This is a genomic window from Bradyrhizobium manausense (assembly GCF_018131105.1).
GTDB classification, from domain to species: domain Bacteria; phylum Pseudomonadota; class Alphaproteobacteria; order Rhizobiales; family Xanthobacteraceae; genus Bradyrhizobium; species Bradyrhizobium manausense_B.
Genome location: NZ_JAFCJI010000001.1, coordinates 1,416,224 through 1,442,206, shown reverse-complemented (window position 1 = coordinate 1,442,206; position 25,983 = coordinate 1,416,224). Strand labels below are relative to the sequence as shown.

Annotated in this window: 20 protein-coding genes and 1 tRNA gene; 4 read left to right on the top strand and 17 right to left on the bottom strand. The window is 63.7% G+C overall.

Going from position 1 to position 25,983, the window contains the following annotated elements; genetic code table 11:
• Positions 1-27: 27 nt before the first annotated feature.
• The 11 genes from JQ631_RS06575 to JQ631_RS06525 all read right to left on the bottom strand — a co-directional run bounded on the left by JQ631_RS06575 (position 28) and on the right by JQ631_RS06525 (position 16,191).
• Positions 28-2,088: an FAD-dependent oxidoreductase gene (locus JQ631_RS06575; protein ID WP_212324924.1), complete on the bottom strand. Its 2,061-nt coding sequence runs from the start codon at positions 2,086-2,088 to the stop codon at positions 28-30.
• A 192-nt stretch (positions 2,089-2,280) separates the two neighbouring features.
• Complete coding sequence (gene rpoC, locus JQ631_RS06570; protein WP_212324923.1) at positions 2,281-6,477, bottom strand: DNA-directed RNA polymerase subunit beta'; 4,197 nt, start codon at positions 6,475-6,477, stop codon at positions 2,281-2,283.
• 129 nt (positions 6,478-6,606) lie between these two features.
• Positions 6,607-10,731, bottom strand: coding sequence for a DNA-directed RNA polymerase subunit beta (gene rpoB, locus JQ631_RS06565; RefSeq protein ID WP_212324922.1), 4,125 nt, complete (start codon positions 10,729-10,731; stop codon positions 6,607-6,609).
• A gap of 472 nt (positions 10,732-11,203) precedes the next feature.
• A complete protein-coding gene (rplL, locus tag JQ631_RS06560) occupies positions 11,204-11,581 on the bottom strand; it encodes a 50S ribosomal protein L7/L12 (RefSeq protein WP_212324921.1) in 378 nt (125 codons plus the stop codon).
• 54 nt (positions 11,582-11,635) lie between these two features.
• Positions 11,636-12,154, bottom strand: coding sequence for a 50S ribosomal protein L10 (gene rplJ / locus JQ631_RS06555; protein WP_212328517.1), 519 nt, complete (start codon positions 12,152-12,154; stop codon positions 11,636-11,638).
• A 582-nt stretch (positions 12,155-12,736) separates the two neighbouring features.
• Positions 12,737-13,690, bottom strand: a complete 954-nt coding sequence (locus JQ631_RS06550; RefSeq protein WP_212324920.1) for a 2-hydroxyacid dehydrogenase — start codon at positions 13,688-13,690, stop codon at positions 12,737-12,739.
• Positions 13,691-13,781: 91 nt separating this feature from the next.
• A complete protein-coding gene (gene rplA / locus JQ631_RS06545) occupies positions 13,782-14,474 on the bottom strand; it encodes a 50S ribosomal protein L1 (RefSeq protein ID WP_063682741.1) in 693 nt (230 codons plus the stop codon).
• A gap of 6 nt (positions 14,475-14,480) precedes the next feature.
• On the bottom strand, positions 14,481-14,909 hold the full coding sequence (gene rplK, locus JQ631_RS06540; RefSeq protein WP_008136439.1) for a 50S ribosomal protein L11: 429 nt from the start codon (positions 14,907-14,909) through the stop codon (positions 14,481-14,483).
• A 133-nt stretch (positions 14,910-15,042) separates the two neighbouring features.
• Positions 15,043-15,597: a transcription termination/antitermination protein NusG gene (gene nusG, locus JQ631_RS06535; protein ID WP_008136441.1), complete on the bottom strand. Its 555-nt coding sequence runs from the start codon at positions 15,595-15,597 to the stop codon at positions 15,043-15,045.
• On the bottom strand, positions 15,597-15,788 hold the full coding sequence (gene secE, locus JQ631_RS06530) for a preprotein translocase subunit SecE (protein ID WP_092294122.1): 192 nt from the start codon (positions 15,786-15,788) through the stop codon (positions 15,597-15,599). The genes nusG and secE overlap by 1 nt, the downstream gene beginning before the upstream one ends.
• Before the next feature lie 327 nt (positions 15,789-16,115).
• A tRNA-Trp gene (locus JQ631_RS06525) sits at positions 16,116-16,191 on the bottom strand.
• A 165-nt stretch (positions 16,192-16,356) separates the two neighbouring features.
• On the opposite strand from JQ631_RS06525, the gene JQ631_RS06520 reads away from it, so the two are divergent.
• A complete protein-coding gene (locus JQ631_RS06520; RefSeq protein ID WP_212324919.1) occupies positions 16,357-17,577 on the top strand; it encodes a serine hydrolase domain-containing protein in 1,221 nt (406 codons plus the stop codon).
• A gap of 155 nt (positions 17,578-17,732) precedes the next feature.
• On the opposite strand, the gene JQ631_RS06515 is transcribed toward JQ631_RS06520, so the two are convergent.
• Entirely contained in the window at positions 17,733-18,500 is a 768-nt protein-coding gene (locus JQ631_RS06515; protein ID WP_212324918.1) for an SDR family NAD(P)-dependent oxidoreductase, read from the bottom strand.
• A gap of 68 nt (positions 18,501-18,568) precedes the next feature.
• Positions 18,569-19,267 (bottom strand): histidine phosphatase family protein, encoded by a 699-nt coding sequence (locus JQ631_RS06510; RefSeq protein WP_212324917.1) that lies wholly within the window; start codon positions 19,265-19,267, stop codon positions 18,569-18,571.
• A gap of 133 nt (positions 19,268-19,400) precedes the next feature.
• Between JQ631_RS06510 and JQ631_RS06505 the strand changes: the two genes are divergently transcribed.
• Entirely contained in the window at positions 19,401-20,186 is a 786-nt protein-coding gene (locus JQ631_RS06505; RefSeq protein WP_212324916.1) for an SDR family NAD(P)-dependent oxidoreductase, read from the top strand.
• A 749-nt stretch (positions 20,187-20,935) separates the two neighbouring features.
• Here the strand turns inward: JQ631_RS06505 and JQ631_RS06500 are convergent.
• Entirely contained in the window at positions 20,936-21,562 is a 627-nt protein-coding gene (locus JQ631_RS06500; RefSeq protein WP_212324915.1) for a PadR family transcriptional regulator, read from the bottom strand.
• A 109-nt stretch (positions 21,563-21,671) separates the two neighbouring features.
• Positions 21,672-22,223: a carboxymuconolactone decarboxylase family protein gene (locus tag JQ631_RS06495; RefSeq protein WP_212324914.1), complete on the bottom strand. Its 552-nt coding sequence runs from the start codon at positions 22,221-22,223 to the stop codon at positions 21,672-21,674.
• A gap of 75 nt (positions 22,224-22,298) precedes the next feature.
• Between JQ631_RS06495 and JQ631_RS06490 the strand changes: the two genes are divergently transcribed.
• On the top strand, positions 22,299-22,652 hold the full coding sequence (locus tag JQ631_RS06490) for an MmcQ/YjbR family DNA-binding protein (RefSeq protein WP_212324913.1): 354 nt from the start codon (positions 22,299-22,301) through the stop codon (positions 22,650-22,652).
• On the opposite strand, the gene JQ631_RS06485 is transcribed toward JQ631_RS06490, so the two are convergent.
• Entirely contained in the window at positions 22,649-23,542 is an 894-nt protein-coding gene (locus JQ631_RS06485; RefSeq protein ID WP_212324912.1) for a LysR family transcriptional regulator, read from the bottom strand. The two genes, JQ631_RS06490 and JQ631_RS06485, sit on opposite strands and share 4 nt — an antisense overlap.
• Before the next feature lie 103 nt (positions 23,543-23,645).
• Between JQ631_RS06485 and JQ631_RS06480 the strand changes: the two genes are divergently transcribed.
• The gene (locus JQ631_RS06480) at positions 23,646-24,524 is read left to right on the top strand and encodes a bifunctional helix-turn-helix transcriptional regulator/GNAT family N-acetyltransferase (protein WP_212324911.1); all 879 of its coding nucleotides are present in this window, start codon (positions 23,646-23,648) and stop codon (positions 24,522-24,524) included.
• A 7-nt stretch (positions 24,525-24,531) separates the two neighbouring features.
• On the opposite strand, the gene JQ631_RS06475 is transcribed toward JQ631_RS06480, so the two are convergent.
• Positions 24,532-25,758: an MFS transporter gene (locus JQ631_RS06475; RefSeq protein WP_212324910.1), complete on the bottom strand. Its 1,227-nt coding sequence runs from the start codon at positions 25,756-25,758 to the stop codon at positions 24,532-24,534.
• Positions 25,759-25,983 lie beyond the last annotated feature (225 nt).

Here is a 25,983-nt window from a genome sequence, read left to right as displayed (position 1 = left end):
ATTGGCAAATTCATCCGCCCCGTGATGCTAATCGTCGTCGCCTTCGATCTTGTCGAAGAAAGAGTAGCGCAGACTGTCGGCGTCGGCATACCACTGGCCCGGCCCCTTGTTGGCGGCGAGCGTCGCCGTCCAGAGCGCGTCGGTACAGTCCTTGCGGTGCATCGACAGATCGAAGCCGTTGCCGAAGAACAGTTCGGACCATTCCCACCAGGTGCCGAGCTTCTTGACCCCGCGCAAGAGGTCGTAGCGGTCGATCACGGCTGATGCCATGTCCGAGGTGATCGAGCCGAACACGAGGCCGGTCCTGACCACGCGGTTCAACTCGCGGATCGCGCGGACCACCTGCCTGGGGGCAACGTGGCAGAGGCTGGTCTCGAACACGTAGTCGAAGCTAGCGTCCTTGAACGGCATGTCGGTGACGGAGCCGAGCTTGTTGTACTTCTTCAACGCCTTCGGCGTCTTGGCATGGATCGCGCGGTTGTTCTCGATGCCCCAGGCATCGATGCCGCGATCACGCAGCGCGCCGACCAGTTCGCCGCTGGCGGAGCCCGCGACCAGGAGCTTGGTGCCCTTGGCCCTGCCCCAGACGATGCCGATCAGCTTCGTCAGATAGTCGGGATCGGTGAAGTGGCTCCACGTCTCGCTATAGGGGCCGAGACCGCGATAGTTCTCGAAATAGTCGCGGTCGATCTTGTCGGAGAGCGTCTCGCCCTCCTCCTGCGCGCGCTCGCGGCGCAGCCGCATCATCTCGGTCAGGATGATGTCAGTCGCCGCGTCCGAGGAGTCGAGGAGGCCGTTCAGCGTGGAGTCGAACAGATAGTCGCCAACCACGACGATGCCGGGATGCTCCTTCGGCTCGGGCCGGTGATTGGTCATGACGTCTCGCACCGGCAGACCGCCCGGAATCGCATTGACCGACGACAGCCAGCGGTGGGTCTTGCCTTCCATGAAATGCGCACGCGCATCCCCGAGCGAGGCCGGCAGCGATTTCAACGCAGCATCGATCAGCTCCTGGTCCGACAGATTGGCGAAGGCGAGCGCATCGGAGCCGGGAATGAGCCAGTTCAGCACGCCGTGCTTGCCGACGTCGTGGCGCGCGCCCTCGTTGTAGACGCAGCAGCCGCCGAAGGCTTCCGACATGAACCAGGCGCCGGAAATCTTGTCGCCCCAGAACGGACTATCGAACAGGATCGAGACGCGCAGGTAATGCGCTGGACGATCGAAATACGAAACGTGCTTGACCATCGACTTGCGCAGCTGCTCGCCTACCCAGCCGACGGTGGAGAGCCAGGAGTGCGGCAGGCACATCAGCACGAGATCGAAGTCGCGCGTCTCCGGTCCCTTGCCGTTCATCATCTTGAGCTGGTAGCGGCCGGTCGGCGCCTTGCCGACGGTGAGCACGCGATGATTGAGCTGGATGTCGGCGTTGACCTCCGACTGCAGGCATTCGATCAGTTGCTCGTTGCCGTTCTGGATGGAGTAGAGGCCGATATAGCCGTCGACATCCATCAGGTAATTCTTGAGCGCGTTGAGGCCATTGGTGTTGTGGCTCTCGGTCGCGAGATCCGAGCGCGCCATCACCTTGAAGAAGCGCTTTGCGGTCTCGTCTTCCACCTCTTCGTCGAGCACCTGCTCGGCGGTCTTGTAGGCCCAGGGGTTCTCGTTGTCGTGGGCACCGACGCCCTCGTAATATTCGATCGGCGACATCTCGTCGGCGCAACGCTTGCGGAACGACTCGATCGCCGCCGCGGTCTTGGCGCCGTATTTGCGGCGCATGCCGGCGACGTCGTTGAGGAGCTCGCCGCCGAACTGCACCTGCTCGGCGTCCATCGGAATCGTCTGCAAGCCGAAATGCTGGATCAGCTCGCGCAGCGGATCGGGACCCGTCATCGAGTAGTCGTAGATCTCGGCAACGCCCGCCTCGTACATCGCCGGTGCGGAATCGAACTTGCGCGTCACGATCTTGCCGCCGAGCCGGTCCGAGGCTTCGTAGATCGTGATGCGGCAGAGGTCGCCGAGCTTACGCTTCAGGTACCAGGCGCTCATCAGCCCGCCGGGGCCGCCGCCTACGATTGCGAGATCAAGCATATGAGGTCCGTGGTCTCCGGCCCTGCCCCCGTCACGGGACCACCGGTCTAAGTTCCCTTAGCAGAAGCGCTTTTGCGGCTGAAGGAAAGATGAACAAAGGTTGATCCCGCATCGCAACAGGCAAACAAAGCAGCAAAAAGGCCGGCTTTCGCCGGCCTTTTCATTGTCCTCGGTATTCCTACGGATGAACGATCATTCCGCGGGCGGCAGCGCAGGAAGTTCGGCTTCCGGCGCGGGCGACACGACGGCCGCCTGCTTCTCGCGCTCGTCCAGGATCATCTTGTCGCGCTTTACAGCGACTTCGCGGATCTTGGCCATGGAGGCGCCGGTGCCCGCCGGGATCAGCCGGCCGACGATGACGTTCTCCTTGAGGCCTTCGAGCGGATCGACCTTGCCGTTGACCGCCGCCTCCGTGAGGACGCGGGTGGTCTCCTGGAACGAGGCCGCCGAGAAGAAGGAGCGGGTCTGGAGGCTCGCCTTGGTGATGCCGAGCAGAACCGGCGTACCCGTGGCGATCTTCTTGCCCTCTTCCTTGGCCTTCTCGTTGAGCGCGTCGAACTCGATCTTGTCGACCTGCTCGCCGGAGATCATGTCCGTGTCGCCCTGGTCGGTGACTTCCACCTTCTGGAGCATCTGGCGGACAATCACCTCGATGTGCTTGTCGTTGATGAGCACGCCCTGGAGCCGGTAGACCTCCTGGATTTCGTTGACCAGGTAGGCCGCAAGCTCCTCGATGCCCTTGACCGCAAGGATGTCGTGCGGCGCCGGGTTGCCTTCCACGATGAAATCGCCCTTTTCGACGATGTCGCCGTCCTGAAGGTGGATGTGCTTGCCCTTCGGGATCAGGTACTCGCGTGCCTCGTCGGTCTTGTCCATCGGCTCGATCGAGATGCGACGCTTGTTCTTGTAGTCGCGTCCGAACCGGATGGTGCCCGCGATTTCGGCGATGATCGCCGCATCCTTCGGACGCCGTGCCTCGAACAGTTCCGCCACCCGCGGCAGACCGCCGGTGATGTCACGCGTCTTGGCGCTCTCGGTCGAGACACGGGCGAGGATGTCGCCCGGGTTGACCTTGGCTCCGACGTCGACCGACAGAATGCCGTCGACCGACAGCATGTAGCGAGCATCGCCGCCACGTGCGAGCTTGAGCACCTTGCCGTCCTTGCCCTTGACCACGATGGCCGGACGCAAATCCGCACCGCCCCGGGTCGAGCGCCAGTCGATGACCACGCGCTTGGCGATGCCAGTGGCCTCGTCGAGCGTTTCCGAGATCGACTGCCCTTCGACCAGATCCTCGAAACCGATGACGCCTTCCACTTCGGTGAGAAGCGGACGCGTGTACGGATCCCACTCGACGATGCGCTGGCCACGCTTCACCATGTCGCCTTCGTCGACGTGCAGGCGCGCGCCGTATTGAATACGGTGCGTCGCACGCTCTGTGCCGTCGGCATCGACGATCGCGATCACCATGTTGCGGACCATCGCAACCAGGTGACCTTCGCTGTTGCGGGCGATCGCCTTGTTCCGGATCACGATCTTGCCGTCGAAATTGGCTTCGACGAAGGACTGCTCGTTGAGCTGCGCCGCACCACCGATGTGGAAGGTGCGCATGGTGAGCTGGGTACCCGGCTCGCCGATCGACTGCGCCGCGATGACGCCGACCGCTTCGCCGTGGTTGACCGGCGTGCCGCGGGCGAGGTCGCGGCCGTAGCACATGCCGCAGATGCCGTTGACGAGTTCGCAGGTCAGCGCCGAGCGGATCTTCACCTCCTGCACACCACCCTGCTGGATGGCGTCCAGATGGCTTTCTTCCATCAGCGTGTCGCGCTTGATGATCACCTTGCCCGAGCTGTCACGAATGTCGTCGCAGGCCGTGCGTCCGAGGATGCGCGAACCGAGCGAAGCGACCACGGTGCCGGCATCGACGATGGCGCGCATCTTGATGCCGAGCTTGGTGCCGCAGTCGGACTGCGTGATGATGCAGTCCTGCGCGACGTCGACCAGACGACGAGTCAGGTAGCCGGAGTTCGCGGTCTTCAACGCGGTGTCCGCGAGACCCTTGCGGGCGCCGTGGGTCGAGTTGAAGTACTCGAGAACCGAGAGGCCTTCCTTGAAGTTCGAGATGATCGGCGTCTCGATGATCTCACCCGACGGCTTGGCCATCAGGCCGCGCATGCCGGCGAGCTGGCGCATCTGGGCCGGCGAACCGCGGGCGCCGGAGTGGGCCATCATGTAGATCGAGTTGATGTCGGCATCAGCTCCGGCCGCCGTCTTCTTGGTGGAGGAGATCTCCTTCATCATCGCCTTGGCGATTTCTTCCGTGGCCTTCGACCAGGCGTCGACGACCTTGTTGTACTTCTCGCCATGCGTGATCAGACCGTCGTTGTACTGCTGCTCGAAATCCTTCGCCAGCGTACGGGTGGTGTCGACGATCTTCCACTTGGAGTGCGGCACGACCATGTCGTCCTTGCCGAACGAGATGCCGGCCTTGAACGCATTGTAGAAGCCGAGCGCCATGATGCGGTCGCAGAAGATCACAGTCTCCTTCTGGCCGCAGTGACGGTAGACCTGGTCGATGACGCCCGAGATCTCGCGCTTGGTCATCAGCTTGTTGATGATCTCGTACGAGATGCGCGGGTTCTTCGGCAGCAGATTGCCGAGCATGACGCGGCCCGCGGTGGTCTCGATCCAGCGCTTGGAGACCTTGCCGGTCTCGTCCATGCCTTCCCACCGGTACTTGATCTTGGTGTGGAGGTGGATGACCTTCGCGTGCAGGGCGTGCTCGAGCTCGGCCATGTCGCCGAACAGCTTGCCCTCGCCGGGCAGGCCTTCGCGCATGATCGAGACGTAGTAGAGACCGAGCACGATGTCCTGCGACGGCACGATGATCGGCTGGCCGTTCGCGGGATGCAGGATGTTGTTGGTCGACATCATCAGCACGCGCGCTTCCAGCTGCGCTTCGAGCGACAGCGGAACGTGCACGGCCATCTGGTCGCCGTCGAAGTCGGCGTTGAACGCCGAGCAGACCAGCGGGTGAAGCTGGATCGCCTTGCCCTCGATCAGCACCGGCTCGAACGCCTGGATGCCCAGACGATGCAGCGTCGGCGCGCGGTTGAGCAGCACGGGATGCTCGCGGATGACCTCGTCCAGGATGTCCCAGACCTCGGGCCGCTCCTTCTCGACCAGCTTCTTCGCCTGCTTCACGGTCGTGGACAGGCCCTTGGCGTCAAGCCGCGAATAGATGAACGGCTTGAACAGCTCGAGCGCCATCTTCTTCGGCAGGCCGCACTGATGCAGGCGCAGCTCGGGACCAACCACGATCACCGAACGGCCCGAATAGTCGACGCGCTTGCCGAGCAGGTTCTGGCGGAAGCGACCCTGCTTGCCCTTGAGCATGTCGGCGAGCGACTTCAGCGGGCGCTTGTTGGCACCCGTGATGACGCGGCCGCGGCGGCCGTTGTCGAACAGCGCATCGACCGCTTCCTGAAGCATGCGCTTCTCGTTGCGGATGATGATGTCGGGCGCGCGCAGCTCCATCAGCCGCTTCAAACGGTTGTTGCGGTTGATGACGCGGCGGTAGAGGTCGTTGAGGTCAGAGGTCGCGAAGCGGCCGCCGTCCAGCGGCACCAGCGGACGCAGGTCCGGCGGGATCACGGGAACGACAGTCAGGATCATCCATTCCGGCTTGTTGCCGGAGTGACGGAAGGCCTCGACGATCTTCAGGCGCTTGGCGAACTTCTTGTGCTTGATGTCGGAGTCCGTCTCCTGCATCTCGGCACGCAGGCTGACTTCGAGCTTCTCGAGATCCATGCCCTTGAGGAGCTCGCGGATCGCCTCGGCGCCGATCATGGCGGTGAAGGAATCCTGGCCGTACTCGTCCTGCGCCTTCAGATACTCGTCTTCCGACAGCAGCTGACGGTCCTTCAGCGCGGTGAGACCCGGCTCAAGCACGACGTAGTATTCGAAGTAGAGGATCCGCTCGAGATCCTTCAGCGTCATGTCGAGCAGCAGGCCGATGCGCGAGGGCAGCGACTTCAGGAACCAGATGTGGGCGACCGGCGCCGCGAGCTCGATATGGCCCATGCGCTCGCGCCGGACGCGCGACAGCGTGACCTCGACCGAGCACTTCTCGCAGATGATGCCCTTGTACTTCATGCGCTTGTACTTGCCGCACAAGCACTCGTAGTCCTTGATCGGTCCGAAGATGCGCGCGCAGAACAGGCCGTCGCGCTCGGGCTTGAAGGTGCGGTAGTTGATGGTCTCCGGCTTCTTGATCTCACCGTAGGACCAGGACAGAATCTTCTCTGGAGACGCGATCGAGATCCGGATCTGGTCGAAGACCTGAGCCGGCGTCGTCGGGTTAAAGAGATTCATAATTTCTTGGTTCATCGTCTTCTCCTCGCGTGCCGGTCGCCTCCGGCCGCAAATTCGAAAATCACTCGAGCGGGGCGCCCTGCCCTCAAGGCATCGGGAGGGGCGCCAATGCCCGGCCGCGAAGGCCGGGCATGAAAGGTCGTGTTACTCGGCTGCTTCCGACGTCGACGCCGGTCCCACCTTGGAATTGTGCAGGTCGACGTTGAGGCCGAGCGAGCGCATTTCCTTGACCAGCACGTTGAACGATTCCGGAATGCCGGCCTCGAAAGTGTCGTCGCCACGCACGATCGCCTCGTACACCTTGGTACGGCCGGCGACGTCGTCCGACTTCACCGTCAGCATCTCCTGGAGCGTGTAGGCCGCGCCGTAAGCTTCGAGCGCCCACACTTCCATTTCGCCGAAGCGCTGGCCGCCGAACTGCGCCTTGCCGCCCAGCGGCTGCTGGGTGACGAGCGAGTACGGACCGATCGAACGCGCGTGGATCTTGTCGTCCACGAGATGGTGCAGCTTGAGCATGTAGATGTAGCCCACCGTCACCTTGCGATCGAAGGCGTCGCCCGTGCGGCCGTCATAGACGGTCGACTGGCCCGAAGCGTCCAGACCGGCAAGCTTCAGCATCTCCTCGATGTCGGTCTCCTTGGCACCATCGAACACCGGCGTCGCGATCGGCACGCCGCGGCTCAGATTGTGGCCGAGTTCAAGCAGCTCGTTGTCGTTGAGCGTCTTGATCGTCTCGTCCTCGCCATAGACCTTCTTCAAGGTTTCCTTCAGCGGCTTGATGTCCTGCTTCGACAAATAGGCATCGACCGTCTGGCCGATACGCTTGCCGAGGCCGGCGCAGGCCCAGCCGAGATGCGTCTCGAGGATCTGTCCGACGTTCATGCGCGAGGGCACGCCCAGCGGATTGAGCACGATGTCGGCATGCGTACCGTCTTCGAGGAACGGCATGTCCTCGATCGGCACGATCTTCGACACCACGCCCTTGTTGCCGTGACGGCCGGCCATCTTGTCGCCGGGCTGGATCTTGCGCTTCACCGCGACGAAGACCTTGACCATCTTCATCACGCCGGGCGGCAATTCGTCACCGCGCTGAAGCTTCTCGACCTTGTCGAGGAAGCGCTGCTCGAGCCCCTTCTTCGACTCGTCGTACTGCTTCCGCATGGCCTCGATCTCGGCCATCAGCTTGTCGTTCGGCGAAGCGAACAGCCACCACTGCGACTTCGGATACTCCTCGAGCACCGCACGGGTGATCTTGGTGTCCTTCTTGAAGCCCTTCGGACCGGCAATGCCCTGCCGCCCCTCGAGGAGCTCGGCAAGACGGTTGTAGACGTTGCGGTCCAGGATCGCCTGCTCGTCGTCGCGGTCCTTGGCCAGACGCTCGATCTCTTCCCGCTCGATCGCCAGCGCACGCTCGTCCTTGTCGACGCCGTGGCGGTTGAACACGCGGACTTCCACGATCGTGCCCTGTACGCCCGGAGGAACGCGCAGCGAGGTGTCGCGAACGTCGGAGGCCTTTTCGCCGAAGATGGCGCGCAGGAGCTTTTCTTCCGGCGTCATCGGGCTTTCGCCCTTCGGCGTGATCTTGCCGACCAGGATGTCGCCGGCGCGCACTTCCGCACCGATGTAGACGATGCCGGCTTCGTCGAGGTTCTTCAGCGCTTCTTCCGAAACGTTCGGAATGTCGCGGGTGATTTCCTCAGGCCCCAGCTTGGTGTCGCGGGCCATCACCTCGAACTCCTCGATGTGGATCGAGGTGAAGACGTCTTCCTTCACGATCCGCTCGGAGAGCAGGATCGAGTCTTCGAAGTTGTAGCCGTTCCACGGCATGAACGCGACGAGCACGTTGCGGCCGAGCGCGAGCTCGCCGAGATCGGTCGAGGGACCGTCAGCGATGATGTCGCCCTTCTTGACGATGTCGCCGACCTTCACCAGCGGACGCTGGTTGATGCAGGTCGACTGGTTCGAGCGCTGGTACTTCATCAGACGGTAGATATCGACGCCCGACTTGGTCGGATCGAGATCTTCCGTCGCGCGGATCACGACGCGGGTCGCGTCGATCTGGTCGATCACGCCCGAACGGCGCGCCGCGATCGCAGCACCCGAGTCACGCGCAACCACGCCTTCCATGCCGGTGCCGACGAACGGCGCCTCGGCGCGAACCAGCGGCACCGCCTGGCGCTGCATGTTCGAGCCCATCAGCGCGCGGTTGGCGTCGTCGTTCTCGAGGAACGGGATCAGCGCCGCGGCGACCGAAACGAGCTGCTTCGGCGACACGTCCATGTAGTCGACCTTGTCGGGCGTCATCGGCACGACATCGCGGGTACCGCTGGCGCGGCAGACCACGAGGTCTTCGGTGAAGCGGCCCTTGGCGTCGACCGGCACGTTGGCCTGAGCGACCGAATAGCGGCCCTCCTCCATCGCCGAGAGGTACACGACCTCGTCGGTGACGCGACCGTCCTTGACCTTGCGGTACGGCGTCTCGACGAAGCCGTACTTGTTCACGCGCGCGAAGGTGGCGAGCGAGTTGATCAGACCGATGTTCGGACCTTCCGGCGTCTCGATCGGGCAGATGCGGCCGTAGTGCGTCGGATGCACGTCGCGCACTTCGAAGCCGGCGCGCTCGCGGGTCAGACCGCCCGGTCCAAGCGCCGAGAGACGGCGCTTGTGGGTGATCTCGCTGAGCGGGTTGGTCTGGTCCATGAACTGCGAGAGCTGCGAGGAGCCGAAGAACTCACGCACGGCGGCGGCCGCCGGCTTCGCGTTGATCAGGTCCTGCGGCATGACCGTGTCGATGTCGACCGAGGACATGCGCTCCTTGATCGCGCGCTCCATGCGCAGGAGGCCGATGCGGTACTGGTTCTCCATGAGCTCGCCGACCGAGCGCACACGGCGGTTGCCGAGATGGTCGATGTCGTCGATCTCGCCCTTGCCGTCGCGCAGGTCCACCAGCGTCTTGATGACGCAGAGGATGTCTTCCTTGCGCAGCGTGCGCTGGGTGTCGGGCGCATCGAGGTCGAGGCGCATGTTCATCTTGACGCGGCCGACCGCGGAGAGGTCGTAACGCTCGGCGTCGAAGAACAGCGACTGGAACATCGCCTGCGCCGAATCCAGCGTCGGCGGCTCGCCCGGACGCATCACGCGGTAGATATCGAACAACGCGTCTTCACGCGTCATGTTCTTGTCGGCCGAGAGCGTGTTGCGGATGTAGGCGCCGACATTGACGTGGTCGATGTCGAGCAGCGGCAACTCCTTGTAGCCGTGCTCGTTGAGTGCCTTCATCGACTTGTCGGTGAGTTCCTCACCGGCTTCGGCATGGATCTCGCCGGTCTTCGGGTTGACGAGGTCCTCGGCGAGATAGTTGCCGACGAGTTCCTCATCCGACAAGCGCAGCGCCTTGAGCCCCTTCTCCTGGAGCTGGCGGGCGGCGCGAACGGTGAGCTTCTTGCCGGCCTCGAGCACGACCTTGCCGGTGTCGGCGTCGATCAGGTCGTTGATGGTCGAGTAGCCGCGGAAACGGTTGGCGTCGAACGGAACGCGCCAGCCTTCCTTGGTCCGCTTGTAGAGGATCTTCTTGTAGAACGTGGACAGGATCGCCTCGCCGTCGAGGCCGAGAGCGAACATCAGCGACGTCACCGGAAGCTTGCGGCGACGATCGATACGCGCATAGACGATGTCCTTGGCGTCGAACTCGATGTCGAGCCAGGAGCCGCGATACGGGATCACGCGGGCAGCGAACAGCAGCTTGCCCGACGAATGGGTCTTGCCCTTGTCGTGGTCGAAGAACACGCCCGGCGAACGGTGCATCTGCGAGACGATGACGCGCTCGGTGCCGTTCACGATGAAGGTGCCGTTCATCGTCATGAGCGGGATGTCGCCCATGTAGACGTCCTGCTCCTTGATGTCCTTGACCGACTTTGCGCCGGTTTCTTCATCGATATCGAATACGATGAGGCGCAGCGTCACCTTGAGGGGTGCCGCAAAGGTCATGCCGCGCTGGCGGCACTCGTCGACGTCATATTTCGGCTGCTCGAACTCGTAGCGGACGAATTCCAGCATCGAGGTGCCCGAGAAATCCGAGATCGGGAACACGGAGCGGAACACGGCCTGGAGGCCCTCGTCGAGACGCCCGCCCGCGGGTTCGTCGACCATCAGGAACTGGTCATAGGACGCCTTCTGAACCTCGATGAGGTTCGGCATCTCTGCGACTTCCTTGATGTGTCCGAAGAACTTGCGAACGCGTTTGCGACCGGTGAATGTCTGCTGCGCCATCGTGGCCTCTCATTTTCGCCGCCCGCTCTGGGCGAACCGTCCGGAACGCGGCTGCCACCGCTCCCCGGGTTGAATTTTTCGAACCCGCTTTGGGGGCCGGAGACTCAGTTTCAGGCGAGAATGTCCTGAATCTGTTCTTCAGACCTTCAAAACGCAAAACGACGCGCGGGGCGCTAGCGCGCGCCCGCCCGTCACAACGATTGTCTTCACGGACTGCAAAAGCCCGAAATAGCCTGCTCTCCCAACGGCTTACAGGGAAATCCGGCATCCCTGCCCACCGCGCTTTCGTGCTGCCGACCCGATATGGGGCGACAATAGTGCAGATTCGAGGGGTAAGCCCTCCAATCCCCACACATTTTCGTGTCTGGCTTGCGTCGGGACGATCCGTCGCACGCCTTTTGCATCCGACCGCCCTTTGGAGGGCGGACCGGGTTCCCGGGCCTCGGCCCGGGAACCCGCCCGTAAGCGTTGCTTACTTGAGCTCGACCTTGGCGCCAGCCTTCTCGAGCTGCGCCTTGATCTTGTCGGCCTCTTCCTTGTTCACGCCTTCCTTGACAGGCTTCGGCGCGCCCTCGACGAGGTCCTTTGCTTCCTTCAGGCCAAGGCCCGTGATGGCGCGGACTTCCTTGATGACCTCGATCTTCTTGTCGCCAGAGGCGGCCAGAACGACCGTGAACTCGGTCTTCTCTTCCGCCGGAGCGGCAGCAGCGCCACCACCAGCCGGGCCGGCCACGGCAACAGCCGCGGCAGCCGAAACGCCCCACTTCTCTTCGAGGAGCTTCGCGAGTTCGGCAGCCTCGAGCACGGTGAGGCTCGAGAGGTCGTCAACGATCTTCTGCAAGTCAGCCATTGTTCAGTTTCCTTAAGTGTAAGTCTGGTTCGGGTTTGAGTTTTGCGAAGGGCGTCAGGCCGCTTCGCCCTTTGAGGCATGAGCCTGGATGACGCGCGCGAGCTTGCCCGCGGGCGCGTTGGCGAGCTGAGCAAGCTTGGTCGCCGGGGCCACAAGCAGGCCGACGATCTTGCCGCGCAGTTCATCAAGCGACGGCAGCGAGGCAAGCGCCTTCACGTTGTCGACATTCAGGACGGTCTTTCCCATCGAGCCGCCAATGATGACGAACTTTTCGTTCGCCTTGGCGAATTCGACGGCGACCTTTGGCGCCGCTACCGGATCGTTCGAAGTGGCGATCACGGTCGGTCCCTTCAGCATGGGGCCGATGGCAACGACGTCAGTGCCTTCAAGAGCAATTTTGGCGAGACGGTTCTTCGAGACCTTCACCGAGGCGCCAGCCTGCTTCATCTGCATGCGCAGCTTCTGCATCTGGGCAACGGTCAGGCCGGAATATTGAGCAACGATCGCGACGCTCGTGGTCTTGAAGACCCCATTGAGCTGTTCGACCGCGTCTTTTTTTGCCGCTCGTTCCACAGCAAGCTCTTTCCGGTTGGCGGTCTTCGCGAAAGCGGGACCGCCGGGTTGCACCCATCGCCCCACCCAAAACCTGAACCTCAGGGCCAAAACCCATCGGACACGCGCCGGGCGAGACGACAATTCAAAGCCTGCCCTCCGGGAGCCCGTTAGAGCCCACGGCGTGTCGAGGTCCGAACCAAACTTCTTTCCGCGACCACCGTTAAGGTGGAATGCGAAGAGAAATCCGGTCTTCACCCGTCTATGCAGGCCATGCGATTAAGCCGTTGAGAAATCGAAACTTCCCGCGGGCGCCTGCAGTCTTGGACAGGACAAGGCCAGTCGGCGAACCGCCTGACCTCTGCCCGCATCCCACCGGCCGATGGATTTTCCTTCCTTTTCGGGCAAATCCTTGCGGACGTCCTGAAAAGGAATGATCTCCTGCGTGTCGGGTTTTCGGAATGCGTGCACGAACGCGCCAGCCAAGGCCGGCACGTCCGGAAGCGGTTCTTTAACCGCTCTCCGTCTGATTGCCAAGAGCAAAATTCGCACCAGTTCCAATCCGTTGCCCAACTCGCTTGACGCGGCCTGACAAGGGCCGATTCAGGCCGATTTGACCCCGTAAGGCAGCGGCCTGCCCTCGAACAATGCAGTCAGGTTCGCGAGCACGCAGTTCTGCATGGCGACGTGCGATTCGAGGGTGTGGCCGCCGATATGCGGGGCGAACACCACGTTCGGCAGCGCCGTCAGCGCGTCGGGGGTGTGCGGTTCCTTCTCGAAGACGTCGAGGCCAGCACCGGCGATGGTCTTGTCGGTCAGCGCCGCGACCAGGGCCTTCTGGTCGATGACCGAGCCGCGAGAGATGTTGACGACATAGCCGTCCGCGCCGAGACGCTTCAGGATACCGGCGTCGACGACGTGCTCGGTATCGGCCCCTGCCCGGACCGCGATCATCAGCACGCCGCACCAGTCGGCCAACGCCTCCAGCGTCGGGAAATATTGATAGGGCAGATCGTACTTGCTGCGGCTGAAATAGCCGACCTCGGCCTCGAAGGCGGCGCAGCGCGCCGCGATCTTGCGGCCGATCTCGCCCATCCCGTAGATGCCGATACGGCGGCCGGGCATGCCGGCCTGCGGGCGCATCATCGGCGATTGCCTTGACGCCGCCCAGTCGCCGCTGCGGACATATTGGTCTGCGACCAGGATCCGCCGCGTCGTCGCCAGCATCAGCGTCATCGCAATATCGGCCACCGAGGCCGCGTTGGCGCCCGGGCTGTGGCCGACAGCGATGTTGCGGCTGGCTGCCGCCCTCAGGTCGACGCCATCATAGCCGGTGCCGTAGCAGACGATCGCGCCGAGTTTCGGAAACAGGTCCATCGCCTCAGCCCCGAGCGGCGAGCCGCCCGCGGTCAGCAGCGCGCGAATGCCGCCGAGTTCGTCGGCCGAAAACACCTCCCGTGCAGGCTTGCCACCGGTGTCGAGCAGTTCGAAGCGCTCGGCGAAGCGCGCCAACATCGTCTTGGGAAAGCGCGAGTAGATCAGGACCTTGTCAGCCATTTTTGTTGTTTCCGGTGAGTGCCGCCCACAAACGACGAGGGGCGGAACCGGTTGCCCAATTCCGCCCCTCGCCTCATGCAAATTTCCAGACTCAGCCGAGGATGGTGCCCGGCTCGACCTTCACGCCAGGGCCCATCGTCGAGGACACAGCCACGCGCTGGATGTAGGTGCCCTTGGAGCCAGCCGGCTTCGCCTTCGAGACAGCATCGGCGAGCGCCTTGATGTTCTCGACCAGCTTCTCCTCGGAGAACGAGGCCTTGCCAACGCCGGCCTGCAGAATGCCGGCCTTCTCGACGCGGAACTCGACCGAGCCGCCCTTGGCACCCTTCACCGCACCGGTGACGTCCATGGTCACGGTGCCGATCTTCGGGTTCGGCATCAGGCCGCGCGGGCCGAGCACCTTACCGAGACGGCCGACCAGCGGCATCATGTCGGGGGTGGCAATACAACGATCGAAATCGATCGCGCCGTTCTGCACCTTCTCGACGAGGTCTTCGGCACCGACGACGTCGGCACCAGCAGCCTTGGCTTCGTCAGCCTTGGCGCCGCGGGCGAACACGCCGACGCGGAGCGTACGGCCGGTGCCGTTCGGCAGGGTCACGACGCCACGGACCATCTGGTCGGCGTGACGGGGATCGACGCCGAGATTGATCGCGACCTCGATGGTCTCGTCGAACTTCGCTTTCGCGCGTTCCTTGACCATCTTGATGGCGTCCGCGAGCGGGTAGAGCTTTTCGCGGTCAACACCTTCGCGGGCTTTGTTCAAACGCTTTCCGATTGCCATAGCCGCTTACCCCGCAACTTCCAGACCCATCGAACGGGCAGAGCCCTCGACCATCTTCATGGCCGATTCGATGGTATCGCAATTGAGATCCTTCATCTTCTTCTCGGCGATCTCGCGCACTTGCGCCTTGGTCACCTTGCCGGCCTTGTCGCGGCCCGGCGCCTTCGAGCCGGACTGGATCTTGGCAGCCTGCTTGAGGAAGAAGGACATCGGAGGGGTCTTCATCTCGAACGTGAACGAACGATCGGCGTAGATCGTGATCACGACGGGAATCGGGGTGTTCTTCTCTTCCTTCTGGGTCTGCGCGTTGAACGCCTTGCAGAACTCCATGATGTTGAGACCGCGCTGACCGAGCGCGGGACCGATCGGGGGCGAAGGGTTCGCCGCACCGGCCGGGACCTGAAGCTTCAGGTATCCGGTCACTTTCTTTGCCATCTATGACTCCTGTTGTGCCGGCGATTGCCGGCGGTTTCAGGTTCGTGGTCTGGGTCGGATGCGGCTGGCAACCGCCCTCTCCCTCCCACGGCCTCTCTTCGCGAAAAGCCTCTCGGCTTCCCGCACTACCCGGTCAGACCTTCTCGACCTGACCGAATTCCAGTTCCACCGGCGTTGCGCGACCGAAGATCGACACCGCGACCTTCACGCGCGAGCGCGCCTCGTCGATTTCCTCGACGACACCCGAGAACGAAGCGAACGGGCCATCGGCCACGCGCACGTTCTCGCCGATCTCGAACGACACCGACGCCTTCGGCCGTTCCACGCCCTCCTGCACCTGGTGCAGGATGCGCATGGCCTCGGATTCCGAGATCGGCATCGGCTTGTTCTCGGCGCCGAGGAAGCCCGTGACCTTCGGCGTATTCTTGATCAGATGAAACGCCTCGTCGGTCAGCTTCATCTTCACCAGCACGTAGCCCGGGAAGAACTTGCGCTCGGCGTCGATCTTGCGGCCGCGGCGCACTTCCGTGACCTTCTCGGTCGGAACCAGCACCAGCTCGAACAGCTCCTCGAGCCCGCGCTGCTTGGCCTGCTCGCGGATCGATTCGGCGACCTTCTTCTCGAAGTTGGAATAGGCGTGGACGATGTACCAGCGCTTGTCGGACAGTTGAGCCGTTGCCGTTGCCATCAGTGAATGCCCAAAAGGAAGGTGATGAGGTAGCGGATGATCTGGTCGGCGGCGAAGAAGAAGATCGAGGCCAGGGCGACCATCACAAACACCATGATGGTGGTGATCGTGGTCTCACGACGGGTCGGCCAGGTGACCTTGGCGGTCTCCGAGCGCACTTCCTGCAAGAACTTGAACGGGCTGACTGCCATCGTTTGAGACGCCAATAAGGATTTCAGGGATCCGAACAGCCGCCTGTGGCCCAGCCCTCTGTCTCGAAGGATGAGCCGGAAAGCCGGGCTCTGATGTTCGGGGGATTTCAAAGCCGCGCCGGATATCCGCATCTCAACGGGCCGGCTGCGAGTGGGCGGTGTCTACTGCGGATGGGGCCAAAGGTCAAGGTGTGGCCGGAGCGGAATGCGCGCGGGGCCAACTCGCGGACCTGATGCGGATCAAGGGCTTACCTAGCCGCCATGAACCGCGCTCCGAGCTTCGGCTCGTCGCCGTCCTGCCTGTCGATCCTGAATTTCGGGATTAGCTGGCAGGAGTGGCAGGGCTCGAACCTGCGACCCCCGGTTTTGGAGACCGGTGCTCTACCAATTGAGCTACACTCCTACGGACCCTCGCGTCGCCACGCGGATCAGGGGCGCTTTCAAGCACAGGGGACGGCCGGATTGCAAGGACGGATTGCAAGGGTGAAGCGCGCTGGCTTCGCTTGTTTGTGCAGCGGCTTCTGGGCCACTCTCCGTTCCCGATAATCAAGAACAACCGGGAGTGCCCATGACTGCCACAGCCGCCGCCCGCCCCTCGACCGCGCCGAAAACCCCGCCTTTGCCCGAGGCCAAGCCGGAAACGCTGGGCCTGTCGCGGCCCCGCCTCCAGGCCATGTCGGATGCGTTCAAGCGCGAGATCGACAAGGGAACCGTTCCCGGGGTGACCGTGCTGGTGGCCCGCCGCGGCCAGGTCGGCTGGTTCGAGGCGCTCGGCAAGCAAAGCCCGGCGGGTCCGGCCATGGCGCTTGATTCGATCTTCCGGGTCTTCTCGATGACCAAGCCGATCGTTTCGATCGGCATCATGGCGCTGGTCGAGGACGGCCATCTGCTGCTCGGCGATCCCGTCGCCAAATTCATTCCGGAGTTCGCCGACCAGAAAGTCGGCGTGGTCAGCGGCGGCAAGCTGGAACTGGTTGCTCCGAAGCGGGCGATGACGGTGCAGGACCTGCTCCGCCACACCTCGGGCCTGACCTACGAGCACCAGGGCGACGGCCCCGTGCACAAGCTCTACCAGGAATCCCGCGTCCGCAGCCGCAAGATCAGCAATGCCGAGCACGCCGCGCTGGTGGCGAGCTTCCCCCTCGTCTGCCACCCCGGCGACCAGTTCAATTACAGCCGCTCCACAGACATCCTCGGCCGCATCATCGAGGTCGTCAGCGGCAAATCGCTCGGCACGTTCCTCGCCGAGCGCATCCTCGCGCCGCTGCAGATGACCGAGACCGCCTTCTCCACCTCGGAGGCCAATGCCAACAGGCTCGCCCAGCCGTTCGACGCCGATCCCTGGACCGGCGACAAGGTCGCGCTGTTCAACATGCTCGAGCAGCCGGTGATGGAATCGGGCGGCGGCGGGCTCGTGTCGACCACGATGGACTACGCCCGCTTCGCGCTGATGCTGCGCAACGGCGGCACGCTCGACGGCAACAGGATCATCGGCCGCAAGACGCTGGAGCTGATGGCGTCAGACCATCTCGGCCCGCACGTTGTCACCAACGGCACACTGCTCTCGCCCGGCCACGGCTTCGGTCTCGGCTTCGCCGTCCGCCGCGAGGCCGGCATCGCGCCCTTCCCCGGCAGCGTCGGCACTTATTTCTGGAGCGGCATCGCCGGCACGTTCTTCTGGATCGATCCGAAGGAGGATCTGTTCGCGGTGTTCATGACCCAGGGCCCGGGACAACGCGATTTTACGCGGACGCTGGTGCGCGATCTGGTTTACGCGGCGGTGGATTGATCTCCGCTCTCGTGCCCCGGATGCGATGCAGCGCGCAGCGGTGCGCCGCTGAGCCGGGGCCCATGTCTCAACGATATCGCTCTTGGCTTTCTGGGTCCCGGCTCTGCGGAGCGGCACTTCGTGCCGCACCGCGTCCGGGACACGAGAGCAACGCCTCAACTGATCGTCGCGCCGCCGTCGATCACCATGGTCTGGCCGGTCATGAAGTCGCCGGCCGCTGATCCCAGGAACACGGCGGCGCCCGCGATCTCGTCGGGGATGCCGATACGCAAGAGCGGCGAACGCGCGGTCGAGGCCTTCAGGTTCTCCGGATTGTCCCACAGCGCCTTGGCAAAATCGGTCTTGATCAGGCCGGGCGCGATGCAGTTCACGCGGATGTTGTGCTTGCCGTATTCGCAGGCGAGATTGCGCGCGAGTTGCATGTCGGCAGCCTTGGAGATCGCGTAGGCGCCGAGGATGGTCGAGCCCTTCAGGCCGCCGATCGAGGACACGATGATCACCGAGCCGTCCTTGCGCTCGATCATCTGCGGCACCACCATCGAAATCAGCCAGTTGTTGGCGACGATGTTGTTGTCGAGAATCTTCCTGAACTGATCATCGGAGATCCCGGCGAGCGGACCGTAATACGGGTTCGAGGCGGCGTTGCAGACCAGCACGTCGATCTTGCCGAAGGCGCGGTTGCTCTCGTCGACGAGGTTCTGCAGATTCTCCTTCGAGGAGATGTTGGCGGCGATCGCGACCGCGGTGCCCTTGCCGAACTTGTCGTTGATACCCTTGGCGACGTCGTCGCAGACGTCAGCCTTGCGCGAGGAGATCACGACCTTGGCGCCGTGCTCGGCCATGCGCTCGGCGATTGCGAGACCGATGCCGCGTGTTGATCCCGTGATGACGGCAACTTTGCCCTTCATGTCGAACAAGGTCATGCTTCTCTCCCAAGTATGATGTGACTGGCTTGACGCTTATGCAGCGACCGCGCGAGCGGACAACGGCGTTAGGCGAGTTTCTTGACTTCCGGTCCCGCCGGCTGATGCATCTCGGCATGCGCATCATCGGCGATCCACGGCTGCTGGTTCACCATCGGCAGCCGCCAGACGCTGCGCCCGGGGCTCGCGAAATAATCGAGCCGCGTGATCGAGACATTGTCGATGTCGAATGACAGCGCCCGCTCCACCTGGCCGTCGAGCGCGAGACCGATCGCGGCCTTGATGGTGCCGCCATGGGCAACCGCGATGATGTCCTGACCGCCTGACTCATTGTTGATCCGTTCGATGGTCCGGCGCGTCCTGATATAGAGGTCCATAAAACTTTCGCCGCCGGGCGCGGGCTCGTTGATGTCGGCAAACCAGCTCGAGCCAACCGGACGGCTCGCGATGAACGCGGCGCGGTTCATGCCCTGCCATGTCCCGAGATTCTGTTCGGCGAGATCCGCTTCCCGTTTCATCGATGCAGGCTTCGGGTAACCCGCCGCCCAGATCGCATCCGCGGTCTGATGGGTGCGCATCAGATTGCTCGAATACCAGACCGCCTTGCGTGGCAGCACCTTGGCAACAGCGTTGAAGACGTAGGTGTCGCTGGTGTCGCAGGCGAGATCGCTCTGCCCGTAGATGTTGCCGCCGTCATTGCGCACCGGCGCATGACGCACCCACCACCAGCGTGTCGTGATCACATTCGGCTTGTCTGCGGTCGCCATTGAAGCCCTTCCATCCCGTGTGATGTCGCTGTACGTCAGGTGTGAACGTGTCTCAAGACACTTTGCCGTTTGAAATTCTGTTTGAAATTCCGTCGCGCGGCAAGCGTCGCGCGCTCACCGAAGGGAGAAACGCATGGGCCGTCTGCAAGGCAAATCCGTCATCATCACCGGCGCCGGCAGCGGCATCGGCCGCGCCGCCGCGCTGCTGTTCACCAGGGAAGGCGCCAAGCTGATCGCCGTTGATCGCACCGAGGCGGTGAAGGAAACCGTCGACGAGGTGAAGAAGGCCGGCGGTGTCGCGGAGGCGATGATTGCCGATGCCGGCTCCGAGAAGGACGTCATGGCCGTCATCGACAAAGCCGTGACGACGCATGGACGGCTCGACGTGATCTGGGCCAATGCCGGCGTTTCCGGCGGCCTCGTTCCGCTCGGCGAGCAGACCGTGGACCAGTGGCAGGAAGTGCTGCGCGTCAATCTGATCGGACCGTTCCTCGCGGTGAAGCACGCGATGCCGCATATGGTGAAGCAGCAATCCGGCGCGATCGTGCTCACCGCATCGGTCGCGGGCCTCAAGGCCGGCGCCAGCGGACATCCCTACGCGGCGAGCAAGGCCGGCGTGATCTCGCTGGTGCAGACCACCGCCTATTCGCTCACCGGCACCGGCGTGCGCATCAACGCGGTATGCCCGGGCCTGATCGAAACAGGCATGACCAAGCCGATTTTCGACCGCGCCAAGGAGCGCGGCACGGCCGACAAGATCGGCCAGCTCAATCCGCTGAAGCGTCCCGGCCAGCCGCATGAACTTGCCGCGATGGGGTTGTTCCTGGCCAGCGATGAAGCGTCGTATGTGAATGGCCAGGCGTTCCCGGTCGATGGCGGTCTCACGGCGTCGATGCCGTATACGGGGAAGCCGGTTTAGCAAGCCCTCTCTTGTCCCGGACGCGCTGCAGCGTTCTTACGCGGCTGCGCAGCGTCCGGGGCACGAGACCTTTTTTCAGCGTCAGACATAGATCATCATCCTCGCGGCTCATGGCGCCCGAGCTTTGCTCCGTCGCGTCACCCTCAGATGAAAGAGGGCGCAGGGAAGACCGGGTGCCGGCTGGCACCCGCGGTCCACTGTGCGAAGGTTGCGCTACAAGAGGCTGCACAGCGGCATACAGGTGAAGCCAGGACATCCGGCCTTCCCTGCGCAGTGGGTTGACGGCTTATGTCGTGATCTCCCCGGGGAGCGATGCACTATTGCCCCCGTCGTCTCGCAGATGACTGATGTGTGCGCCCGGTTGGACATCGCACATCACCACGAGCCTTGGCGCACAGGCTCCGGGCGCCAGGACCACACGATTTTGCCGTACGCAATCACACCGGTCGTATGCGCGAGGCCTTCGCTCACGGTTGCCCGCCCTGCAAAACCCGTCGCGCCGATGTGACCCGCGTCCACCGCGGTCCGGCCCGCGTCGTGACGATCGCGATACGCCCCTCTTCCATGGGCCGGGTTGCGCGACACATACGTCGTTTCCGAATTTCGGTAAAGTAGAATATTTTCGAGCGTGCGGCTTGACCTGATGGTTGGGTGCTTTGCCCGACGGGCAACGCAAGGGATTGTACCGCGGCGTTGACACGCGGATCTTGAATCGGCCTGTGCGGCCGATCGCTCACGTCATGCCTGCCTCACGTGCCGATGATTTCCGCGGCGGCACGCTCCAGGATGCCGGCGATGCGACGGGCCTCGGCGGAGTCGCTGCCGTGCTTGGACCGCAGCGCGCGCTTGAGATTGTGGCGGGCGCGATGCAGTTCATCGGAGGCATCGGCATCGAGATCGCTGACGCCGGCAAAGGCCTCGCGCACCTCGTCCATGCGACGCCCGATGCGCGACAACGCCTGCAGGATCGCATCCGCGATACCGCGCTGCTCGGCGAGATTGGCCTCGCCCTGCGACGTGATGCTGTAGAGCTTGCGGCCCCCGTCCTGCGCGACGCTCGCGTGACCGACCTCTTCGAGATAGGTCAGTGCCGGATAGATCACGCCAGGGCTCGGCGTATAAAATCCCTCCGACCGCTCCTCAATGATCTTGATCAGCTCGTAGCCATGCGCCGGCTTGTCGGCGAGCAGGGCCAGGATCACGAGCTGGAGGTCCTGCGAGGATAGCCGCCGTGCGCCGGGAAAGTCGTCGCCGCCCCGACCGAAAAAGCCATGCCCGCCGCGGCCGAAGCGATGCCGCCCGCCGTGCCGGCCCATGGCAAAATGAGCGAAATGCCCGAAGTGGAAGTCTCTGTGGTCTCGGTGTTTACCGAACATATCGTACGTCTCCTTCTTAAAACGTATCTTACGATACATTTTTCGATATCTTGGCGGCAAATCACGGGTCTGTGATCGGACGCAGGCCGCGGACGGCGACCGCCGACCGCTACTCCGCGGCCTCGCTATGGGGGGCGCCCTGCTCGACCTCGAGCTGGAGAATGTCGTTGAAGCGGTTGAAGGCGCCGCACAGCGCAATGCGCCAGGTCAGCTCGACAATCTGGGCTTCCGAGAAATGGGCGCGCAGGCGGGCGAAGATTTCGTCGCGCGTCCTGTTCCAGTTGTTGGTCACGGCGATGGAGTACTCGACGACGAGCTTGTCGAGCTCATCGAGCTCGGGGTGATCCTTGTAGTCGACGAGACGCGCTGCGCCCTCCTCCGACACGCCCTGCACCGCGAGCTTCGGCGCGTGGTGGGAAACGCAGTAATCGCATTTGTTGAGCAGCGACACCGTGACCAGCGCCAGCTCCAGATGACGCTTCGAGATCATGCCTTCGCTGGCGAGATCGACCAGCAGCGACCACATGTGCTTGAAGATCGGCGCGCGATGCGCCATCACACCGGCCTGGTTCTCGAACGCGCCATAGGTCGTCATCTTGTCCCACAGGGGTCGCAATGCTTCCGGCAGATCTTCTCTGGTCTTGATCGAAATGCGCGACATGGCATGTCATCCCTTGCTGGAAGGCGCATGCTGCCACAAAGGCACGCCCGCGCGCTACCTTGCGATCGCAAACGCATGACACCCAAGACATTCGAAACCCGCTGCCTGCGCCTGCCCGCCGCCACCAAGGTCGTGCAGTGGGAGGGCACCTCCGTGTTCAAGGTCGGCGGCAAGATGTTCGCACTGAGCGGTGGCTATACAGCCAGTTCCGGCGGCTACATGTTCAAGGTCTCGAACATGGCCTATGCCATGCTGATCGAGCACGGCCTGGCGCGGCCTGCGCCCTATCTTGCGCGGGCAACATGGATACAGCTCACGAGCAACAACGCGCTGCCGGATGCGGAGCTGACGGCCTACATCGCCCAGGCCCACGCGTTGATCGTGGCAAAGCTGACGCGAAAGGCGCGCAAGGAAATCGAATCCGGCTAGAGCCTCGTCTCGCCGAAGATGCGCCCGATCCAGTCGAGGAAGACGCGCAGACGCAGCGTGAGCTGACGGTTTTGCGGATAGAGCGCCGACAAGGGCGTCGGCGACGGCGGATGGTTCGGCAGCACCTCGACGAGCGCGCCGCTCGCGAGATCGTCGGCAAACCGATAGCGCGGCGCCTGCACCAGGCCGAAGCCGAGCCGCGCCAGATCCGCCATCGTGTCGGAATTGTTCACCCTGATCCGGCTCGGCAGCACGATTTCGCGCAAGGCGCCGTTGACTGAAAATTCAAGCGGCAGCACATCGCCGGTCCGCGACGAGACGAAGCCGATCATCTGGTGCCCGTCGAGCGCATCCAGTGACGTGGGCGTGCCGTGCCTGGCAAGATAGGCCGGGCTCGCCACCGTGACCTCCGCAACTGTACCGAGGCGGCGCTGGATCATGCCACTGTCTTCGGGCTGGCCGGAGCGGATGACGCAGTCGACGCCTTCGCGCACGAGATCCACGAGGCGGTCGCCCTGCCCGATCTGCAACTCGATCAGCGGATGGCGTGCCATAAACTCCGGCAGTTTTGGCAGAAGGAACGTCCGTGTCAGCAGCGGATGCGCATCGAACCGCAACAGCCCGCGCGGCTGGGCGTCGCGCATCGCGCTCTCCGCCTCCTCCACCTCCGCCAGGATCGCGACGCAACGGCGATAATAGTCTTCGCCATCCAGCGTCGGCGTGACGTGCCGCGTGGTGCGTTCGAGCAGGCGCACGCCGAGATGCGCCTCGAGGCCGCGCAGGACTTCGCTTGCTGTCGAGCGCGGCAGGCCGAGATCGGCCGCAGCCGCGGTGAAGCTGCGCCGTTCCACGAGGCGGACGAACAGGCGCATGGTCTCGAAGCGGTCCATGGTTCGATTGTTCAACATAGCCGACCGGTGATGGCAAGAGCGGGCCGGAGCGTTCGATGACGCCGCGATTGACGGCAAACATGTATCTGACTAAAGTCAGACAATGCTCGATCCCGTCTCCCGCGTCCGTCGCTTCAACCGGGCCGTCACTTCTGCTGTCGGTGCGCTCGATACCTCCTTTCTCGGGCGCGGGCGGCCGCTCGGCGCAGCGCGCGTGCTCAACGCGATCGGTCAAGGACGCTCCGACGTCGGCGAAATCCGCGACTACCTCGGCCTCGATTCCGGATTGATGAGCCGGCTGTTGCGCAGCCTGGAAGACGAAGGCCTGATCGAGACGCATGCGCATGAGGACGATGCGCGGCGGCGCGTGGCCAGCCTGACGCGCGCCGGCAAGCGCGAATTCGCCGCCTATGAGGCGATGTCGAACACGCAGGCCGAGGGATTTCTCGCCCGCAACGCGCAAGCCGAGGCGCTGCTGGCGGCGATGGATCTGATCGCCTCGGCGCTGACGCGCGACCGCATCGCGCTCACCGAGATGGATCCGCGGAGCGACGAGGCGCGCTATTGCCTGAGGGAATATTACGCCGAGCTCGGACGCCGGTTCAAACAGGGGTTTGACGTGTCGCTGTCGCGCGACCCCGATGCCAAGGACATGCGCCGCCCGCGCGGCAGCTTCATCGTCGCAATGTCGGACACGCTGCCGATCGGCTGCGTCGGCCTGAAGGGCACCGATCACGGCTATGCCGAGATCAAGCGGCTCTGGGTCGCCCCCTCCGCGCGCGGATTGGGACTCGGCAAGCGCTTGATGGACACCGCGGAAGATGCCGCACGCACCCTCGGCGTCGCGCTGCTTCGGCTGGATACCAACAGCGCGCTGCCGGAGGCAGGCCGGCTCTACCGCACCACCGGCTGGCGCGAGATCCCGCGCTTCAACGATGATCCGTACCCGGATCTGTTCTTCGAAAAACAGATCCGGGCATAGGTTCCTCTCAAGCCGCAACCGGGGCTGGCGCAGGTTGGCTTTGCGGCTTCGGGAACGGGCGGAACGTCATCGCCATCAGGAACGCGCCGAGACCCATCGCCCAGGAGCCGATATAGAGCCAAGCGTAGCTCGAGAACGCGTCGTAGATCAGGCCGCCGGCAAGCGGGCCGGTCGCCATGCCGAGGCTGCCCGCCATCGCCGTGCCGCCGATCACGGTGCCCATCATCTTGAGCGGGAAGTTCTCGCGGATGATCACCGCATAGAGCGGCATGGTGCCGGCATAGATGAAGCCGAACACCGTCGCGACCATGTAGAAGGTCGTGAGCTGATGGGCGAAGACATAAGCGAGCGCGCCGAAGGCCTGCGCGAGCAAGCCCCCGACCAGCACGCGCTTGGCCCCTAAGCGATCGCCCATCAGGCCGAAGGCGATGCGGCCGCCGAGGCCGGCGAGGCCCTCGACGCTGTAGATCGTCACCGCAGCGATCAGCGGAATGCCGCAGCTCACGGCATAGCTGACGGTGTGGATGATCGGGCCGGAATGGGTGGCGCAGCAGAAGAAATTGGTCGCGATCAGGATCAGGAATTGCGGCGAGCGCAGCGCTTCGCCCACCGTCAGCTCGGATTGCGGGCCGCCCGGACCTGCCGCCGCGACCGGCGAATGCGCCAGCGCCGGCGGACGGCGGACCAGCAGCGCGACCGGAATCATGATGACGGCCACCACCAGCGACACGATCTGCATCGCGGTGCGCCAGTCATGATGGGACGCCAGCCAGGCCGCGAACGGCGCCATCGTCATCGGCGCGACGCCCATGCCGGCCGACACCAGCGAGACCGCGAGGCTGCGATGAGTGTCGAACCAGCCGGTCACGGTTGCCATCATCGGCGCGAAGATCGCGGCGCAGGAGGAGCCGACCAGCAGGCCGAACACGAACTGGAACGCGATCAGCGAGGTGGCGTGGCTCGCGGCGAACAGGCTCAGCGCCAGCACGATCGACCCCGTCAGCACCACCGGCAGCGGACCGAACCTGTCTGTCAGCGTGCCCCAGGCCATGCTGGTGCAGGCCATCGCGAGAAAGCCGATGGTCATCGCGCTGGAGATGCCGGTCACGGACCAGCCGGTGTCCTTGGCGATCGGCTGCAGGAACACCGGCAGTGAAAACATGCCGCCGATGGCGACGCAGCCGAGCAAGCCGCCGGCGGCGACGATCACCCAGCGATATCTGGAAGCAGTCATTGAATGTCTCCCGTCAGGTCTGTCTGGGTGGAAGACGAATGGAAACGGCGAAAGCAGACAGACGACCCTACTTTATTTCGCGGGTGTTCGCGACCGCTGCCGGCGCATGGTTCCGCAGCGAGCACTGGCAGCAGATGTCAGGACGGTCTCGCCCCGGATCGATCGGTGTGTTTTTCGATCGAGCTGATCAAAACATCGAAAACAACCCCATGCACAGTAGCCGGC